The organism is Oerskovia sp. USHLN155, assembly GCF_037145535.1.
GTDB lineage: Bacteria > Actinomycetota > Actinomycetes > Actinomycetales > Cellulomonadaceae > Oerskovia > Oerskovia rustica.
Genome location: NZ_JBBCXG010000001.1, coordinates 290087 through 307508 on the forward strand (window position 1 = coordinate 290087; position 17422 = coordinate 307508).

General features: G+C 72.5%; 18 protein-coding genes and 1 tRNA gene. 9 read left to right on the forward strand and 10 right to left on the reverse strand.

Annotated elements, in window-relative coordinates; all coding sequences use genetic code 11:
- Positions 1 to 14: 14 nt before the first annotated feature.
- Positions 15 to 494, reverse strand: a complete 480-nt coding sequence (locus WFH32_RS01290; RefSeq protein ID WP_336705972.1) for a nuclear transport factor 2 family protein — start codon at positions 492 to 494, stop codon at positions 15 to 17.
- Positions 495 to 602: 108 nt separating this feature from the next.
- On the opposite strand from WFH32_RS01290, the gene WFH32_RS01295 reads away from it, so the two are divergent.
- Together WFH32_RS01295 and WFH32_RS01300 are read left to right on the forward strand one after the other, a co-directional pair.
- Complete coding sequence (locus tag WFH32_RS01295; protein WP_191796185.1) at positions 603 to 1052, forward strand: MarR family winged helix-turn-helix transcriptional regulator; 450 nt, start codon at positions 603 to 605, stop codon at positions 1050 to 1052.
- 80 nt (positions 1053 to 1132) lie between these two features.
- Positions 1133 to 2644, forward strand: a complete 1512-nt coding sequence (locus WFH32_RS01300; RefSeq protein WP_336705973.1) for a dihydrolipoyl dehydrogenase family protein — start codon at positions 1133 to 1135, stop codon at positions 2642 to 2644.
- A 31-nt stretch (positions 2645 to 2675) separates the two neighbouring features.
- On the opposite strand, the gene WFH32_RS01305 is transcribed toward WFH32_RS01300, so the two are convergent.
- The 3 genes from WFH32_RS01305 to WFH32_RS01315 form a co-directional block, all read right to left on the reverse strand.
- A complete protein-coding gene (locus WFH32_RS01305; protein WP_336705974.1) occupies positions 2676 to 3686 on the reverse strand; it encodes a glycine betaine ABC transporter substrate-binding protein in 1011 nt (336 codons plus the stop codon).
- Positions 3687 to 3772: 86 nt separating this feature from the next.
- Positions 3773 to 4453, reverse strand: a complete 681-nt coding sequence (locus WFH32_RS01310) for an ABC transporter permease (protein ID WP_191796182.1) — start codon at positions 4451 to 4453, stop codon at positions 3773 to 3775.
- Entirely contained in the window at positions 4450 to 5190 is a 741-nt protein-coding gene (locus tag WFH32_RS01315) for an ABC transporter permease (protein WP_336705975.1), read from the reverse strand. Before WFH32_RS01315 ends, WFH32_RS01310 begins: the two co-directional genes overlap by 4 nt.
- 68 nt (positions 5191 to 5258) lie before the next feature.
- Here WFH32_RS01315 and WFH32_RS01320 point away from each other — a divergent pair, with 68 nt between their 5' ends.
- Both WFH32_RS01320 and WFH32_RS01325 read left to right on the forward strand, forming a co-directional pair.
- Positions 5259 to 6305, forward strand: a complete 1047-nt coding sequence (locus WFH32_RS01320) for an ABC transporter ATP-binding protein (RefSeq protein WP_191796180.1) — start codon at positions 5259 to 5261, stop codon at positions 6303 to 6305.
- 66 nt (positions 6306 to 6371) lie between these two features.
- Entirely contained in the window at positions 6372 to 7292 is a 921-nt protein-coding gene (locus tag WFH32_RS01325; RefSeq protein ID WP_336705976.1) for an ATP-grasp domain-containing protein, read from the forward strand.
- A gap of 162 nt (positions 7293 to 7454) precedes the next feature.
- On the opposite strand, the gene WFH32_RS01330 is transcribed toward WFH32_RS01325, so the two are convergent.
- The gene (locus WFH32_RS01330) at positions 7455 to 7934 is read right to left on the reverse strand and encodes an aromatic ring-opening dioxygenase LigA (protein ID WP_138825011.1); all 480 of its coding nucleotides are present in this window, start codon (positions 7932 to 7934) and stop codon (positions 7455 to 7457) included.
- A 293-nt stretch (positions 7935 to 8227) separates the two neighbouring features.
- On the opposite strand from WFH32_RS01330, the gene WFH32_RS01335 reads away from it, so the two are divergent.
- The gene (locus WFH32_RS01335) at positions 8228 to 8620 is read left to right on the forward strand and encodes a nuclear transport factor 2 family protein (RefSeq protein WP_336705977.1); all 393 of its coding nucleotides are present in this window, start codon (positions 8228 to 8230) and stop codon (positions 8618 to 8620) included.
- Positions 8621 to 8699: 79 nt separating this feature from the next.
- Here WFH32_RS01335 and WFH32_RS01340 read toward each other — a convergent pair whose 3' ends face one another.
- The 4 genes from WFH32_RS01340 to orn form a co-directional block, all read right to left on the reverse strand.
- Positions 8700 to 9974, reverse strand: a complete 1275-nt coding sequence (locus tag WFH32_RS01340) for a class I SAM-dependent methyltransferase (RefSeq protein ID WP_336705978.1) — start codon at positions 9972 to 9974, stop codon at positions 8700 to 8702.
- Positions 9971 to 11377: an FAD-binding oxidoreductase gene (locus WFH32_RS01345; RefSeq protein ID WP_336705979.1), complete on the reverse strand. Its 1407-nt coding sequence runs from the start codon at positions 11375 to 11377 to the stop codon at positions 9971 to 9973. The genes WFH32_RS01340 and WFH32_RS01345 overlap by 4 nt, the downstream gene beginning before the upstream one ends.
- Positions 11378 to 11516: 139 nt before the next feature.
- Positions 11517 to 11592: transfer RNA gene (locus WFH32_RS01350), tRNA-His, on the reverse strand.
- 70 nt (positions 11593 to 11662) lie between these two features.
- On the reverse strand, positions 11663 to 12337 hold the full coding sequence (gene orn / locus WFH32_RS01355; protein ID WP_442946293.1) for an oligoribonuclease: 675 nt from the start codon (positions 12335 to 12337) through the stop codon (positions 11663 to 11665).
- Between the two features lie 188 nt (positions 12338 to 12525).
- Between orn and WFH32_RS01360 the strand changes: the two genes are divergently transcribed.
- The 4 genes from WFH32_RS01360 to WFH32_RS01375 all read left to right on the forward strand — a co-directional run bounded on the left by WFH32_RS01360 (position 12526) and on the right by WFH32_RS01375 (position 16312).
- Positions 12526 to 13101 (forward strand): DJ-1/PfpI/YhbO family deglycase/protease, encoded by a 576-nt coding sequence (locus tag WFH32_RS01360; protein ID WP_336705981.1) that lies wholly within the window; start codon positions 12526 to 12528, stop codon positions 13099 to 13101.
- 402 nt (positions 13102 to 13503) lie between these two features.
- Entirely contained in the window at positions 13504 to 14265 is a 762-nt protein-coding gene (locus tag WFH32_RS01365; RefSeq protein ID WP_336705982.1) for a phosphatase PAP2 family protein, read from the forward strand.
- Between the two features lie 50 nt (positions 14266 to 14315).
- Entirely contained in the window at positions 14316 to 15050 is a 735-nt protein-coding gene (locus WFH32_RS01370) for an ArsR/SmtB family transcription factor (protein WP_225228050.1), read from the forward strand.
- Positions 15047 to 16312 (forward strand): MFS transporter, encoded by a 1266-nt coding sequence (locus WFH32_RS01375; protein WP_336705983.1) that lies wholly within the window; start codon positions 15047 to 15049, stop codon positions 16310 to 16312. The genes WFH32_RS01370 and WFH32_RS01375 overlap by 4 nt, the downstream gene beginning before the upstream one ends.
- 51 nt (positions 16313 to 16363) lie before the next feature.
- On the opposite strand, the gene WFH32_RS01380 is transcribed toward WFH32_RS01375, so the two are convergent.
- Entirely contained in the window at positions 16364 to 17422 is a 1059-nt protein-coding gene (locus tag WFH32_RS01380; protein ID WP_336705984.1) for a WxL protein peptidoglycan domain-containing protein, read from the reverse strand.

A 17422-nucleotide genomic window follows, 5' to 3' on the forward strand; every position in this document is an offset into this window, starting at 1 on the left:
CGCGCCAGGTCCTGCTAGGCCGGTCCAGCGCGCGTGACGGGGGTGGTCGATGTCCAGATCGGCTCCGTCGTGATGTGCGTTAGTCGCCAGCCGGCGTCGGTCCTGCGTGCCCTGAGTCGGTAGACCGCTCCGAGGGTGACGGGCCTGTCCGCCTGCGGCTCGCGTCGGGCGAACGTGGCGACCACGTTCGCCCGGACCTCTGCGTGGTCGTGTGCGAGATCGACCAGGACGTTGCCGACGAGGTGCTGGACGCCGTCCTCCGGCCGATGGTTGCGCGCGGCCTGGGCGACGACGGCGTCGACCCCCTGCGCGGTTCCACCGGGGGTGGTGGCGCGTGCGTCCGGGACGAGCAGGTCTCGGAGCCGGTCGGTGTCGCCGTCGTCGAGGGCGGCCGTGAGGCGGGAGACGAGGCGTGCGACGTCCTCGCGGTCGAGCAGCCCGCGCAGGGCGTCGTGGTGCGTGACGGGAAGGTGGGCGTCGTCGTGCACGGGCATGAGAGCCTCCGAGAGTTCGTGACCACGGCAAGTCGTTGGAGCCCCCAACGTTAACCATGGTTGGCAGTGCCCACAATAGGTAGAGCCAACAAAGCGTAGGATCTGGGGATGGAGACCGAGACCGCCCCTGAACGCCTCCGGGCACTTCCCAGCTGGCTGCTCTCCCAGGCGGCGCTGGAGGCGGCCCGGACCGTCTCGGAGCACCTGTCCGCCGCGGGGGCGCACCGGTCCCACTACGCCGTGCTCGCCGCCCTGGAGGAGTTCGGCCCAGCGAGCCAGGCCGCGCTCGGGCGCCGGTGCGGGATCGACCGGAGCGACATGGTCGCGCTGCTCGACAGACTGGCAGCCGACGGTGACGTCGAGCGCCGAGCCGACCCGTCCGACCGGCGTCGCAACATCGTCACGCTGACCCCCAGGGGGATGCGTCGGCTCGACGAGCTCGGCGCAGCGCTCGGCGACGCGCAGGACGCCCTCCTCTCGTCGCTGCCGAGCAAGGACCGCGACGTGCTGGTCGCTCTGCTGCGTGAGCTGGTCACCGGGCACGCCGCGCGCCGCTAGGGGGCTGGGCTCTCCTCCCTGGGCACCCGCCCCCGCGCCCCGGCGGGCAACCGCGCGAGGTCCGGGTCACGATGGGAGGCATGAGCACCGACCCACGCACCCAGGCCACCCCGGACGAGACCTACGACGTGATCGTGATCGGTGGTGGGCCCGTCGGCGAGAACGCCGCCGACCGCGCGAGCCGCACCGGGTTGAGCGTTGCCGTGGTCGAGGCCGAGCTCGTCGGCGGCGAGTGCTCCTACTGGGCGTGCATGCCGTCCAAGGCGCTGCTGCGCCCGGGTGCGGCGCTGGCGGCCGCGCGCGCGGTCCCCGGCGTCCGGACCGACCCGGAGCTCGACCCGGCGCCGATCCTCGCGCGCCGCGACGAGATGGTCTCGCACTGGGACGACTCGGGGCAGGTCCAGTGGCTCGACGGCGCCGGCATCTCGCTCGTGCGCGGCCTGGGCCGGCTCGTCGGGGAAAAGCTCGTCGAGGTCAGCCCCGAGGACCCCGACGCCGACGTCGACGACCTCCCCGAGACCCGCCTGCTCGCCGCCCGGCACGCCGTGATCGTCGCGACGGGCAGCGTGCCCGTCCTGCCCGACACCCCGGGGCTGGCCGAGACCGACCCGTGGAGCAGCCGCGAGGCCACGAGCGTCCAGGACGTCCCGCCCTCGATCGTGATCCTGGGCGGGGGAGTGGTGGGCGTCGAGATGGCGACGGCGTTCCGCGACCTGGGGTCGCAGGTCACGCTGCTCTCGCGCGGACGCCTGCTCGGACGCTCGGAGCCCTTCGCGAGCGAGGCCGTCGCGGCCGGCCTGAAGACGATCGGCGTGGACGTGCGCCTGGGTGTGAGCGTCACGGGAGCGTCGTCCCTTCCCGACGGCGGAGCGCGCCTCGCGTACGACGGCCCCCAGGGCAAGGGGTCGGTCGCGGCGGCGCAGGTGCTCGTCGCGACGGGCCGCGTGCCGCGCACCGCGGACCTGGGGGTCGACGTCGTCGGGCTCGAGCCCGGGAAGGCGCTCGCGGTCGACGACCAGCTCGAGGTCCAGGGCGTCGACGGCGGCTGGCTGTTCGCGTGCGGGGACGTGACCGGACGCGTGGCGACCACGCACCAGGGCAAGTACCAGGGGCGCGTCGTGGGCGACGTGGTCGCGGCGAGGTTCGGGAGGGCGAAGCCGGGGGAGGCCGCGGCAGCCGGGGCGGACGGCGAGACCCCCGAGCCGTGGAGCCGCTACGCCGCGACCGCCGACCACTGTGCGAAGACCCAGGTCGTGTTCTCCCGCCCCGAGGTCGCGTCGGTGGGGCTGACCGAGGCCGAGGCCAGGAAGGCGGGGCTCACGGTCAAGGCGGTGTCGTACAAGCTGGGGTCCGTGTCCGGGGCCGTGCTCGTGGCCGAGGGCTACGAGGGGACCGCGCAGATCGTGGTCGACACCGACCGGCAGGTCATCGTGGGCGCGACGTTCGTCGGCCCGGACGCGGCGGAGATGCTGCACGCCGCGACCATCGCGATCGTCGGGCAGGTGCCGCTTGCACGCTTGTGGCACGCTGTGCCCGCCTACCCGACGATCAGCGAGGTCTGGCTACGGCTGCTCGAGACCTACGGCCTGTAGCCGCGAAGGCCCCGAGCAGCCGCCTGCTCGGTCAGCCGAGCTGGCCGTCCGAGGAGAACACGAGGCCGAGCACGATCTCGCCCTGGAGGAGCGCCGACTTCGTCAGCGGCCCACCCACGTCGAGGTTCACGAAGTTGGTCACGTTGAGGCCGTAGGTCTCCTCGAGCCCCGGCTGGCAGAACGCGCGCTCGGGGCACTCCGGGCCGGCGCCGAGCGTGACACCGCCGGGGCAGGCCTCGGCGAGCTCGCTGAGCGTCGACACGTCGTACTTCTCGGCGAAGGCCGTCGTGACGGCGAACGCATTCTGGTCCTGGGCCGCCGACGGCTCCCCGAACGTCAGGCCCTTCTGCGTCCCGAGGTCGCGCAGCGCGGTCACGGTGGAGTCGAGGTCACCGCTCGCGAGGGGCTCGGCGTCGGCGCCGTTGATCTCCTTGTTGAGGAACTCGGTGAGCGTCCCCACGTACTCGGGGAACACGCTGAGCTGGCCCGACTCGAGCGCCGGCAGGTACGTCTCGCGCGCGTCGACGGTCTGGACCGTGACGTCGTAGCCGCCCGAGCGCAGGACCGCGGCGTAGATCTCGGCGAGCGTCGTGCTCTCGGAGAAGTTGGCCGCGCCCACGACGAGCGACGTGCCGGTCCCCGGGGTCGACGTCGCCGCGAGACCCTCGTCCTCGACGAACTTCTGCGCGGCCTGCGAGGACGTCTGCCGGTCCACGTCGACGGCCTTGTTGAGCGCGATGAGCTTGTCGGTGTCGAGCGCCGCGGACACGGTGTCGAGCAGCTCCAGCACGGCCGGCTGGTTCGCGACGGCGGCCGCGTTGGCCGCCGGGATGATGTTGTCGACGGTCTGCAGGTTCTTGTCGTCCTCGAGGACGACGAGCGCGTCGCCGGCGACGGGTTCGCACACGGTGCCGCTCGCGGTCGACGTGGAACCCCCGGACGCCTCGGTGCCGGAGGAACCGGCCTCGCCGCACGCCGCGAGAGCGACGACGAGGAGGGCGGAAGCGGTCAGGGTGCGGAAGGTGGTGGATCGCCGTGACATGGGTGTCAGGTGCCTCTCGGGTCGTCGGCTCGCACGGACAACCCATTCCACCCCCGAGGGAGGGCCCCGGCAACCCGAGGGGGACCTCAGCGCACGGTGCCCGCCTTCACGCGCAGCGGCGCGGGGGTCACGGCCCGCTGGACGAGCGCGAGGACCGCGTCGACGACGAGGCACAGCACCGCGATCACGACGCCCACCGCGAGGACCTGCCCGTAGCGCTGGTTGGAGAACCCGACGCGCAGGGGCACGCCGAGCCCCCCGCCACCGACGAACGCCGCGAGCGTCAGCACCGCGATGACCTGCACGATCGCGGTCCGCAGCCCCGCCGCGACCAACGGCACCGCGAGCGGCAGCTCGACGAGCCACAGCGAGCGCTGCGAGCTCATGCCCATGCCGCGCGCCGCGTCCTTGACGTCGGGGTCGACCTCGGCGACGCCCGTGTAGGCGTTCGCGAGGATGAGCGGGATCGCGAAGATCACGGCCGAGATGACCGCGGCCCGGTCACCGAACAGCCCGCCCGCCGCGAGGATCAGCAGGATCCCGAACGTCGGCAGCGCGCGCGAGGTGTTGACGATCACGATCGTCGGCCCTGCGCCCTTGCCCGAGTGGCCGAGCCAGATGCCCGCGGGCAGCGCGATCAGGGCGGCCAGGAGGACCGCGATCGCGGTCATCTCCAGGTGCTCGCCCGTGCGGACCAGCAGCCCGTCGGGGCCGGTCCAGTTGAGCGGGTCGTTGAGCCACGTCAGGGCTTCCTCGACGACGTTCATGCGGTCCGCTCGCTCGCCGTTTCGGCCGCCTGCGCGACCGCCGCCTCGGTCGTGCCCCGTCCCGTCGGGCGGGCCGTCGAGCCCGGCGCACGGGTGCGCGACCACGGTGTCAGGACCCGGCCCAGCAGGAGAAGCAGCAGGTCGAGCACGACGGCCAGCAGCAGGCACAGGAGCGTGGCCGTCATGATCTGGGCGTTGTAGCTCGACCGGAAGCCGCGGAACATCAGGGTGCCCAGCCCGCCGTACCCCGCCACGAACCCGACCGTGACGAGCGCCACGGTCGAGACCGTCGCGAGCCGCACGCCGGTCATGATGCTCGGCAGCGCGTTCGGGATCTCGACCGCTGCCAGCAGCCGCGTGGGCCCGTAGCCCAGGCCCTTGGCCGCGTCGCGTACGTCCGGGTCGACGCCCTGCAGACCCACCAGGACGTTGCGCACCAGGATGAGCAGGGCGTACATCACGAGACCGATGAGCACGGGGGTCCGACCGATCCCCGTGAACGGGACGAGGATCGAGAACAGCGCGAGGGAGGGGATCGTGTACATGACGCCCGTCGTGCCGAGCACGGGGACGGCGAGCCAGCGCACACGGTGCGCGAGCGCCGCGAGCGGCAGGGCGATGACCAGGGCGATCAGCACGGCCTGGATGGTGATCGTCGTGTGCTCGACGAGCGCCTGGGAGATCTCTCCCCAGTTGTTCTGGACGTAGCTCCAAGAGAACCACGGGTTGGGCGGCATGCCGTCGAACCTATCCCGAGCCGCCCACCGCTCGCGCGACGGGGTGGCGCGCCGGGTAGCGTCGTGGCATGGCGAGCACCCCGACCGGCACCACCGAGGCCACCCCAGCGTTCCCGACGATCACCGACGAGGCGGCGATCGTGTTCGACGGCGTCCGCAAGGAGTACCCCAACGGGACGGTCGCCGTGGGCGACCTGTCCCTGAGCGTGCGCGAGCACGAGATGCTCGCGCTCGTCGGGCCGTCCGGCTGCGGGAAGTCCACGACGCTGCGCATGACCAACCGCCTCGTCGAGCCGTCGGCCGGGCGCATCCTGCTGAGCGGCGAGGACATCACGCAGGGGGACCCCGTGGCCCTGCGGCGGCGGATCGGGTACGTGATCCAGAACGTCGGCCTGTTCCCGCACCGCACCGTCGCCCAGAACGTCGCGACCGTCCCGGGGCTGCTCGGCTGGGACAAGGCACGGACCCGCTCACGGGTCGGCGAGCTGCTCGAGCTCGTCGGTCTTGCCCCCGACACCTACGCCAAGCGCTACCCGCACGAGCTCTCGGGCGGCGAGCGCCAGCGCGTCGGCGTGGCCCGGGCCCTCGCGACGGACCCGCCGGTCCTGCTCATGGACGAGCCCTTCGGTGCCGTCGACCCTGCCGGGCGCCGAAGGCTCCAGACCGAGTTCCGGCGTATCCAGCGCGAGCTCGGGACCACGGTCCTGTTCGTGACGCACGACATCGACGAGGCCGTCCACCTCGCCGACCGCATCGCGGTCTTCAGCTTCGGCGGGCACCTCGAACAGCTCGCCGAGCCCCTGACCGTCCTGGCCCACCCCGCGAGCGACGCCGTGCGGGAGTTCATCGGAGAGGGCGCGCCCGTTCGCATGCTCGGGCTCGCGATGGTGCAGCGCGCAGACCTCGAGAGCGTCGACCTCATCTCGGCGCCCGCCCCCGACCCGATCCGCCTGGGCGCGCCGCTGTCCGTCGCCTTCGAGGCGATCGCGGCGCTGCCCGGGGCCGCGATGGGCCGGGTGCCCGTCGCGGACGAGGCGGGCGACGTCGTCGGGTCCCTCACCGCGGACGGGATCCTCGCCGCCCTGCGTCGCACCGCGGACGCCGCTGCGGCCTAGGGGGCGCGACGGAGATCTCACCGCCCGCGCGTGTACGGTGCGCGCGGGGCGTCTAGGCTCGTACGCGTGACCACCACCGCGCGCATCGCCATCGCCACCTGCTCCGTCCTGCCCCACCTCGACCCGGACGACGCCCCCCTCGTGGGAGCGCTCGCCGCCCGGGGCATCGAGGCCGTGCCGTCGGTGTGGGACGACGAGTCGGTCGACTGGTCGTCGTTCGACGCGGTGGTCGTGCGCTCGGCCTGGGACTACGCGCCCCGTCGCGACGAGTTCGTCGAGTGGGCCGAGCGTGCCGGTCGTGTGCTCAACCCCGCCGCCGTCATCAGCTGGAACACCGACAAGCGCTACCTCAAGGAGCTCGAGGAGCAGGGCGTCCCGGTCATCCCGACGCTCTGGCTCGACCCGAGCCAGAACCTGTCCTCGCGCGCCATCCACACGCGCCTGCCCGCGCAGGGCGACTTCGTCATCAAGCCTGTCGTGAGCGCCGGGGCCAAGGACACGGGGCGCTACCAGTCCGGCGAGGCGCACTCGCGCGGGCTCGCGATCCAGCACGCCAAGAACCTCCTGGCCTCCGGCCGTCAGGTCATGGTCCAGCCGTACGTCCGCAGCGTCGACACCGCGGGGGAGACCGGCCTGATCTTCGTCGACGGCGAGTTCTCGCACGCCGTGCGCAAGAACGCCCTGCTCACCGGTCCGCACCGTCCCACCCAGGGCCTGTACAAGCAGGAGGAGATGAGCCGTTTCGAGGCGAGCCCCGAGCAGCTCGCGGTCGCCGAGCAGGCGCTCGCGGTCGCGGCGAAGGCCGTCCCGGGGCAGGAGCCCAACCTCTACGCGCGCGTCGACCTGGTGAACGGGGACGACGGCGCCCCCATGGTCATCGAGGCCGAGCTCACCGAGCCCTCGCTCTTCTTCTCGCTCGGCAAGGGATCGCTCGACCGCTTCGCGGACGCGGTGGCGCGGCGGCTCGTGGCGAGCCCCGAGGCCTGACCGCCGGGGGCGTCCCAGGGCCCCTCGATCGACGGGCGCACGTCACGGCGCCCGACCCCGGACGTGATGAAGGCCCGACGAGCGGTTGCTCGTCGGGCCTTCACCATGCCGGGAGATTCTTGCCGGGTGATCTGCCGAGCTGGTCGTGCTGGTGCTGCTGTGTCAGGCGTTGACGACCTCAGGGGTGGGGTTCGCGGTGCCGACGCTCAGTGCGGGGGCTGCTCCGATGCGACGCAGGGCGTAGCCGAGGAGACCGAACAGGACACCGAGGCCCATGACCAGTGCGCTGACGCCGTAGGAGACGACCGAGGTGAAGAGCGAGGCGCGGAGGAACGAGCCGTTCATGACCGTCGCGCGGGTCGGGTCTTCCTTGTCGAGCTCGGCGTAGGTCTTGCCCTCGCTCATCTTGAGCGCGTGCTCGTTGATGATCTCGGCCTGGGCGTAGGCGCTGAAGGGGCCGCGGACCGGCGAGCCGGCGAGCATCGACGCGTCCTCGGAGACCGTGATCTTCTCGGCGGCCAGCTGCGAGGTGATGGTGGCCCAGGTGGCTGCGCCGGCGAGCAGCAGCACGAGGCCTGCGATCATCGTGACGAGGCCGATGAGGCGGACGGAGCGGGCGGGACCAGCGGTGCTGGTGCTCATGGTGTGACTCCCAGAAGAAGAGGTCGAGGCGACCTGAGATGAGGTGCGAAAGGATCGAACTTCGTTGCGATCCCTATGCTGGGAGCGCTTCGATAAGTCGACCCTACAGACCTTGTGAACGTCTTCACAAGCGAGATTCTGTGGCCTCCGTCACGCGGAGATGACAGAGTGTCAATGCCGGGAGGAACGACCGGACGGGCCGTCCCCGAGCGTAGGGCCGAAGGTTTCCCGGGCCCGGGACCAAGGTCCCGAGCGGCCCTCCGAAACGGGTCCGTGAGCACCAGGAGGGTGGCATGGGACACGACACCGACCACGACCTGCAGGGCGAGCTGGAAGCCGTCGAGGCGGACTGGGGGCACGCCATCGTGGCCAACGACGCCGACGCGATCGGCCGGTTCATGACCGACGACTGGCTGATCGTCGGCGAGGACGGCACCACGTCCCGGGAGGGCTTCCTGGCCCTCGTGCGATCAGGCGACCTCACGCACGAGTCGATGAGCAAGATCACCGGCAGCGTCCGCTCGCTGGGCGACGTCGCCGTGCTCGTCGGCCGCGGCACGAACACCGGCCACTACCAGGGCCAGGCGTTCGCCTCCGACGAGTGGATCACCGACGTGTTCGTCCGGGGCGCCGACGGGTGGCGGTGCGCGCACACGCACCTCACGGCGGCCCGCGACGGGTCCTGACCCCGGGGCCGTCGCGCGACCCTGCCCGACCCGCGCCCGACCGGGAGGCGCCGCGGAGAGGGGCGCGGCGCCGTCGGGCCTACGGGGTCCAGTCCGGGCGCAGCGGGAAGCCCGACGCCCCGCCCGGCTCGGGGCGCACCGCGAGCACCTGGTGGAGCTGGATCTCGTTGCGCTCGAACGCGAGCCGCGAGCCGGCCATGTACAAGCCCCAGACGCGGGCCGTGCCGATCCCGACGTCGGCCACGCACTCGTCCCAGTGCCGGGTGAGGTTCGCGCCCCACTCGCGCAGCGTCATCGCGTAGTGCTCGCGCAGGTTCTCCTCGTGCCGCACCTCGAGACCCACGTCCTGCATGGTCGAGATGATCCGGCCTGAGCCCGTGAGCTCCCCGTCCGGGAAGACGTACCGGTCGATGAAACCACCCGCGCGAGGACGGGCCGTGTTGGTCGGGCGCGTGATCGAGTGGTTGAGCAACCGGCCGCCGTCACGCAGGCGACCCTGGAGGAACGTGAAGTACGCGCGGTAGTTCGCGACACCGATGTGCTCGGTCAGCCCGATCGAGCTCACGGCGTCGAAGCCGCCGTCGGTCACGTCGCGGTAGTCGCCGTACCGGACCTCCGCGAGGTCCGCCAGCCCCTCGGCCTCGATCCGGGCCTGCGCCCACTCGGCCTGCTGCCGGGACAGCGTGACCCCCAGCGCCCGCACCCCCGCACGCGCCGCGTGCCGGACCATGCCGCCCCAGCCGCACCCGACGTCGAGCAGGCGCATGCCCCTGCGCAGGCCCAGCTTGCCCGCGACCAGCCCGTACTTGTGCTCCTGCGCCTCCTCGAGCGTCGCCTGCGACGTGGGGAAGCACGCGCACGTGTACGTCATGGACGGCCCCAGGACGCGCTCGTAGAACGTGTTCGAGACGTCGTAGTGGTGGCTGATCGCCTCGGCGTCCCGCTGTCGCGAGTGCCGCAGCCCCTCGGTCAGCCGGCGCAGGCGCGACAGGTGCTCCTCGGGCGGCGGCTCCGGAGGCCGCAGGACGCCCAGGCCCAGACCGCGCGCCCACCGGGCCACCTCCACAGGGCTCGGGCGGCGCAGGCGCAGCCCGTCGGCGGCCGCCCGGAGCAACGGGTACGGGTCGCCGCCCGGCACCCCGTCCACCTGCAGGTCGCCCGCGACGTACGCGCGGCCGAGCCCCAGCCCCCCGGGCGACGTCGCGACGTACCGCAAACCCCGCTCGTTCGCCAGGTGCACGTGGAACGGGGCGTCCGCCGGACCTGCGCTCGACCCGTCGTACGCGCTGAAGCCGAACGGCAACGGGCCCTCCGCCAGCTCGTCGAGGACCTCGGCCACCGCGATCTGCGTCATGCTCCCTGCACCGCCTTCTCGTAGAGCGTCGGCGTGCGCCCCGCCGGGTCGTAGCGGTCCTTGACGGCCGCGTAGTCGATGCCGCCGTACAAGGTGTCGAACGTCTCGCGCCCGTACGTCGAGGTCGAGTAGAGCGACTTGTGGCCGTGCCGCACCGCGACCGCCATCTCGATCAGGCGGTTCACGTCGCCGTCGCGCCCTCCCTCGGCGATCGGCACGCCGCCCCAGAAGCCCACGTTGACGTACACGCGGTGCGGTTCGAGCGGGTACAGCGGCCACGGCTCGGGAGAGGCGAGCCGCAGGGGGCACAGCCACACGGGCGTCATGGGGACGTGGCCCGTGAACCACGCCATGAAGCTCTCGAGCTGGTCGAGGGGCACCTCGACGTCCTGGACCACCCGTTCGTTGCGCGGCCGACGGCGAAGGTCCGCGAGCCGGCCCGTGAGGTCAAGGCGCTCGTCGAGGCCCACGATCCGGCGGTAGACGTCCGAGCGTCGCCACCGGCGCGGCCACAGCCTGCGCACCAACGGGTTCTGCACCCCGAACGCACGCGAGCACCAGAACCAGTCCGTGTCCCAGCGCCAGAGGTAGTCGTGGGTGCTCAGCACGTCGAGCGGACGTTCACGCACCGAGAGGTAGTAGATACGCTGCCCCGTGTAGTCGCTCGGCGCAGGCGCGAGCGACCGGGCCTCCTCACGCGACGCGAAGCGGCCCAGGCACAGGTACACCTCGCCCGGGGCGAACAGGACCCCGTCGCAGAAGTCGACCCGCTGCCCGTCCCACGAGCCGTCCGCCGCGATCTTGCCGACCGCCGCAGCGACCTCCGCGACCGACCCGAAGCGCACGTTGCGGACCGCGACGAACGGCTCGGTCCGGTCGAGGCGCAGCCGCACGCGTGTCGCGTACCCCAGGGTCCCGTACGAGTTGGGGAACGCGTGGAAGAGATCGGCGTGCTCGCCCGTGGGCCCGGCCGTGACGAGCTCGCCGGACGGCGTCAGGACGTCGATCTCGAGGACCGCCTCGTGCGGCAGGCCGTTGCGCAGCGAGCTCGACTCGATGCCGAGCCCCGCCAGGGCGCCGCCCACCGTGATCGTGCGCAGCTGCGGGACGACGGTCGGGACCAGCCCCTGCGGCAGCGTCACCGCGACCAGGTCCTCGTACGTGCACATGCCCTGGACGTCTGCCGTGCCAGCGGCGTCGTCGACCGAGATCACCCCCGTCAGGCCCGACGCGTCGAGGCCGGGACCAGGGGACGGGCGCCGGGGGCGGAACAGGTTCGTCGTCCGCTTGGCGAGGCGCAAGGGGCGACCGGGGTCGACGGCAGCGGCGGAGCGCACCAACGAGGCCACGGCCTGCGCGTGCTGGTGCTCACCACGGACGGCAGTGTTCGCGGGGGCTGACACCTCACCCACTGTAGGACGGGCAGGCGAAGCCGCCACCGGTGAGCGGAATCACAGCCGCCGCGGGGGCGTCTCGCGGGGGTGATGCGGCGTGCTGGAAGCAGAAGAGGCCCCTCGCGCGAACGCGAGGAGCCTCTTCCCGTGGGGTGAGTAACGGGACTTGAACCCGCGACCCCCTGGACCACAACCAGGTGCTCTACCAGCTGAGCTATACCCACCACGGCCTGCTCGGGTTCCGAGGAACCGTTCTAGCAGCCGTCGAAAAGTGTACCTGGTTTCTGAGGGGTCTCAGGACAGGTTTTCGGCGTCGGCCCCGGCGGGCGCCGAACCGGGGGCTGCGGTGTCTCCCGCGGCGGCTCCTGGCAAGGGCGCGACGATCGTCCCGAGCGTCGTGCCCACGCTCGTCGCCTTGATCCGCTCGGCGATCGCCTTTGCCGTCCGCGAGTCCGTGCCGGGCTGGGGCACGAACAGGGCCTCGCGGTAGTAGCGCAGCTCGTCGATGCTGTCGAGGATGTCGCCCAGGGCACGGTGACCGCCCGTCTTGGCCGGGGACGCGAAGTAGACCCGCGGGTACCAGCGACGCGCGAGCTCCTTGATCGAGGAGACGTCGACGATCCTGTAGTGCAGGTGGCCGACCAGCTCCGGCATGTCCCGCTCGAGGAACGTCTTGTCGGTGCCGACCGAGTTCCCCGCGAGCGGGGCCTTGCCCGGCTCGGGCACCCAGGTGCGGATGTACTCCAGCACGCGGGACTGCGCGTCGGCCATGGTCGTGCCGCCCGGCAGCTCCTCGAGCAGCCCCGAGGTGGTGTGCATCTCGCGGACGAAGTCACCCATCTGCTCGATCGCCTCGTCCGGCGGGGTGATGAGGACGTCGACCCCCTCGCCCAGGACGTTCAGCTCGGAGTCGGTGACGACGGCGGCGACCTCGATGAGCGCGTCGGCGCCCAGGTCGAGGCCGGTCATCTCGCAGTCGATCCACACGATGCGGTCGTTGGTGTTCACGGGGCTCACGCCCACAGCCTAGGCCGTGGGGGCCGGGGCCGAGGCCCTGGACGCCCGTGCTGCGAGCCGGACGGGCCCGACCTACGGTCGAGGAGGACCTGGATGCGACCGCACCCGGGTGCTCTGACGACGACGAGAAGGAGACAACCATGGCTGACACCGACCTGGCGGGCCGTCGCGTCCTGGCGATCGTGACGAACTACGGCGTCGAGCAGGACGAGCTGGTGGTGCCGCTCGAGCACCTGCGGTCGGCAGGGGCGGCCGTCGACGTCGCGGCCGTGACGATCGACCCCGTCGAGACCCTCGTGGGTGACAAGGACCCGGGGACGACGGTCGCGCCCACCCTCCGGCTGCAGGACGTCGACCCTGCGGGCTACGACCTGCTGCTCGTCCCCGGCGGCACGCTCAACGCCGACTCGCTGCGGCTCGAGGACGAGGCGATCGCCGCCGTGACGTCGTTCACGACCACCGGGCGACCGGTCGCGGCCATCTGCCACGGTCCGTGGGTGCTCGTCGAGGCGGGCGTGCTCGAGGGCAAGACCCTGACGACCTACCCGTCGCTGCGGACCGACGTGCGCAACGCGGGCGGCACCTGGCAGGACCGGTCGGTGGTCCGGGACGACGCCGGCGGGTGGACGCTCGTGACGTCCCGCAACCCGGGCGACCTCCCCGACTTCCTGCGCGAGGTGGACGCCGTCCTGGCCGAGCGCGCCGAGCGCGCCTGACGCGAGTCCGCGGACAGCGCGAAGGCCCTGGCTCCCGTGAGGAGTCAGGGCCTTCGGCGTGCGGGGACCCGGTGGGCGGGCGGCGCCGGAGGGTCGAGCCGCGTCATGCGGTGTGACGGGGTCGGCGGGATCGCCGGGTGTGCTCCGGGAGGCGCGTCGTCACCCGGCGCAGCGAGCTGCGGCGGCGGGTCTGCTCCTGGAGCTGTTCGCGCCGACCGAGGTCGGCGACGTCGTACATGAGCTGGGGATGCATGGTGGTGTCTCTCGTGACGTCGGATTCGTGGACCTGGCCGGGCCCTCCACCGCCCGGTACTGACCGGACGGACGCCACCGCGGTGATGGGTGCCACACTTCCACCTCCTCACCGAGCGGCGCACCCCTTTTTCTCCCTAGGCTCTCGGGATGAACCCTGACGACGAGGCGCGTGACGCCCGAGGTGACCTGAGTGCGGGGGAGGCGGCGCCGTCGGGCGGGCGGGACGTGTGGCGCTCGCGGCTGGTCGCCGCGCTGCCGGGCCTGGTCCTGATCGTGATCGGCGTCCTGGGGTTTCTGGTCGTCTACGACTCCGTGCGCGAGCGCGACGACCTCTGGTTCACCGACGACGTGGTGCTGGAGTGGATGGTCGCGCACCGGAGCGCGGCCGCGACGACCGTGCTGACGTTCATCACCAACATGTTCGGGCCCGTGGTGCTGCCGATCCTCGTGGCCGTGGGCTGTCTGTGGTGGGGGCTCGCGACCAAGCGCTGGTGGGAGCCGGGGTTGCTCGTCGGGGCCATGATCACCTCGACGCTCGTCTCGACGGTCCTCAAGGCGCTCGTGGCCCGACCGCGACCGGACGAGTCCGCGATGGTCGTCGCGGGCGTCGAGCGCAGCTTCTCGTTCCCGTCGGGGCACACGATCGGCGCGGCGACCCTCGTGCTCGTCGGGGGATACCTCGTGTGGCGGCAGTGGAAGGAGGGGCGGCAGCGGCGGATCGTGTTCGCGCTGTGGGTCGTGGTGAGCGTCGTCGTGATCGTCGTGGTCGGTGGGAGCAGGCTCTACCTCGGCTACCACTTCGTGACGGACGTCCTGGCCGGTGCGAGCCTGGCCGTGGCGGTGCTCGGGGGAGTGGTCGTGATCGACCGGCTGCACGACCTGCGGCAGGAGAGCCAGGTGCTCATGTGACTCTATAGAAGTCTTGCGCAAGACTTCTTTAGAGTTGTACCGTGGCTGTCATGCCGCAGACCACCCCGCCCGACGACGCCGCTCACCAGCCCGCGCAGCCCCCGGCTCCGGCGCAGCGAGACGAGGCCGTCACGACCTCCGACCCGGAGCGCATCCGCGCCCTGGCGCACCCGCTGCGCCTCGCGATCCTCGACCTGCTCGACGACGAGGGTCAGGCCACGGCCACGCGCTGCGCGGAGGTCACGGGGGAGTCGGTCGCGAGCTGCTCGTTCCACCTGCGGATGCTCGCCAAGTACGGGTTCGTCGAACCGGCCGAAAGGGTGGGGCGCGAGAAGCCGTGGAAGCCCGTGGGTACCGGTCGCACCAGCCGCTACGACCCCGAGCAGCCCGAGTCGCTGCGTGCCGCGGGCGAGCTCGCGCGGATCGTCGTCGACCAGGAGGCCGCGCGGATCGCGCACTGGATCGACGGCGCGCCCCGCCAGCCCCACGAGTGGCTGCTCGCGTCCGTCATGACCAAGAGCTCGTTCTGGGCGACGCCTGCCGAGCTCACCGAGCTCTCGCGCGAGCTCCAGGCGATCACCGACCGTTTCGAGGGCCGCTGGGCGCACCCCGAGCTGCGCCCCGAGGGATCGCGGCCCGCACGGCTCTTCGGTGTCGTCAACGCGGACCCCTTCGACCCGGACGCTCCGGTGTCCGCCGTGGACCCTGCCGCTCCCGGCACGAGCGCGTCCACCCCCGGCTCGGTCACGGTCGAGCTGCCGACCGGCGAGGAGGCCGACGCATGAGCACGGACACGGACACCGACACCGGCACCGCGGCACTGGTCAAGCAGGCCCTGCGCACGCGCCCCTTCCGCCTCCTGACGGTCGCGTGGGGCTTCACGAACTTCGCCGACTCGGTCCTCGCGGTCATCTTCGCGGTGTGGGTCAAGGACCTCACGGGCTCGAACGGCACCGCGGGCCTCGTGTTCGCGGCGCTGGGCCTCCCGGCGCTCGTCTCGCCGCTGCTCGGCCAGGTCGCCGACCGCGTCTCGCGCCGCCGCATGATGATCGTCGCCTACCTCGTCGGCGCGGTCTCGCTGCTCTCGCTGTTCGCGGTCAGGGGGCCGGACCAGGTGTGGCTGATCTTCGTCGTCACGGTGCTGTACTCCGGGATCGGTTTCGCGACGGCCGCGGCCCAGTCCGGGCTCATCCGCGACCTGCTGCCCGACGAGGCGCTCGGGGCAGCCAACGGCCGCCTCACGACGATCGACCAGACGTTCCGCCTCGTCATGCCGGTCATCGGTGCGGGCGTGTACGTCGCCGTCGGGCCGCTGCCTCTCGTGGTCTCGGCCGTCGTGGCGTTCGTGGTCGCGGCGTTCTTCGTGTCCCGGATCGTGCTCGTCGAGACCCCGCCGACGCCGCAGGACGAGCGTGAGCCGTTACTCGCCGAGGTCACCGCGGGCTTCCGGCACCTGATCCGCACCGCGCCGCTCGGCGTCCTGACCGTTGCGCTCGCGGTCGCGTTCGGGGCCGTGGGCGTGCTCAACGCGGTGAGCTTCGCGGTCATCGAGAACGGACTGGGACTTGGCCCGGAGATGCTCGGGCCGATCTCGAGCGTCCAGGGCGTCACGGCGATCGTCGCGGGGCTCACGGCCGCACGCATGATCACGAGGATCGGGTCGCAGCGCCTGGTCGCCCTCGCGCTGGGGATCGTGACGCTCGGGATCCTGCCCACCCTGGGCACGAACCTCGTCGCGATCATCGTGGGGATGGGGGCGATCGGGCTGGGTGTCACGTGGGCGATCGTGGGGTTCGTGACCGAGCGCCAGCTCAAGACCCCGCCGACGCTCCAGGGCCGCACGTCGGCCGCGACGAACATGCTGCTCAACGTGCCGCAGCTCGTCATGACCGTGGTCGCGGCGGCCGTCGTCGGCGCGGTCGACTACCGTCTGCTCGTCGGGGTCACCGCGGCGGGGCTCGCGGTCTCGATGCTGCTCTCGCTCAGGGGCTCGCGCGCGTCCGCGACCGAGGAGGCCGCCGAGCCCGCGGAGGCCGCCGGCCGTTGAGTGCATGGTTCGGCTGCGACACGCCCGGCGAGTCGCAGCCGAATCACGCACTCAACGGGCTGCGAGGGCCGCGTCGACCGCGGCCTCGAACCGTACGCGTGCCCGACGGCGCAGCGCCCGCCAGCCCAGGACCGCACCGACCAGCAGGGTCGCCAGGGCGAGCGCCGACCACGGGACCGCCCACAGGTGCCCCTCGCCCGTGGCGAGGGGCACGGGGTGGGAGGCGGCGCCGTCGGGCAGGGTGGTGCTCGCCGGGGTGGCGACGACGGGCGCGAGAGTCACGGACGCGCTGAGCCACCCGAGCGGCGCGACGCCGCTCACCGTCCCCGTGAGGGTGATCGCGTCGCCCGGAAGGAGCTCGGGCAGGTCGCCCAGCGGGACCGACACGCTGCCGACACCGCTCGCGACCGTCGCCGAGAGCGGGCCCTTGAGGCGCACGTTGCCCGTGTTGGTCACGGTGTACGAGACCTGCGCGTCCCCGGTGCCCGCGGGGTTCCACGCCCCGGTGTAGGCGGCATGGACGGCCGTGATCGCCGCCGACGGGACGAGGTCGCCCGCGACCCTGACCAGGACTCGCGTGCCGAGGCGCCGGTCGACCGCGACCCCGCCCTCGCCCGCCCCCGTCACGAGCGAGGTGACGAGCGCGGCCGTGTGGTCGCCGGGCGTCGCCCCGGCCGGGACGGTCAGGGTGAAGGGGACCGTGACCCGTTCGCCCGGGCCTACCGCGACGCGCGCGGCGTCCGGGGTGATCCAGGCGCCCAGGTCCTCGGACGGCGTGCCCGCGGGCAGGACGTCGAGAGCACCCGTGGGCGAGGTGAAGGCGTCGGCCGCGTAGACCGCGAGGTCGAGCGGGACGTCGCCGTGGTTGGTCACGACGAGCTCGTCGGTGACCGTGGCCCCGGGGTCGAGGACGAGGTCGAACGTCGGGGCCGAGGCGGGGGCCACGCCCCAGCTGACGGGTTCGCCGACCGGCACGGGCTCGACCGGTGCTGCGCCGTCGGGCGCTTCGAGGGCCCCGGCCGGGGCGGTCGACAGCAGCGCTGCCACCACCCCGGCGAGGACGGCCGCCGCACTGCGACGACGACGGGCGGCCGCGGCGCGACGATCCAC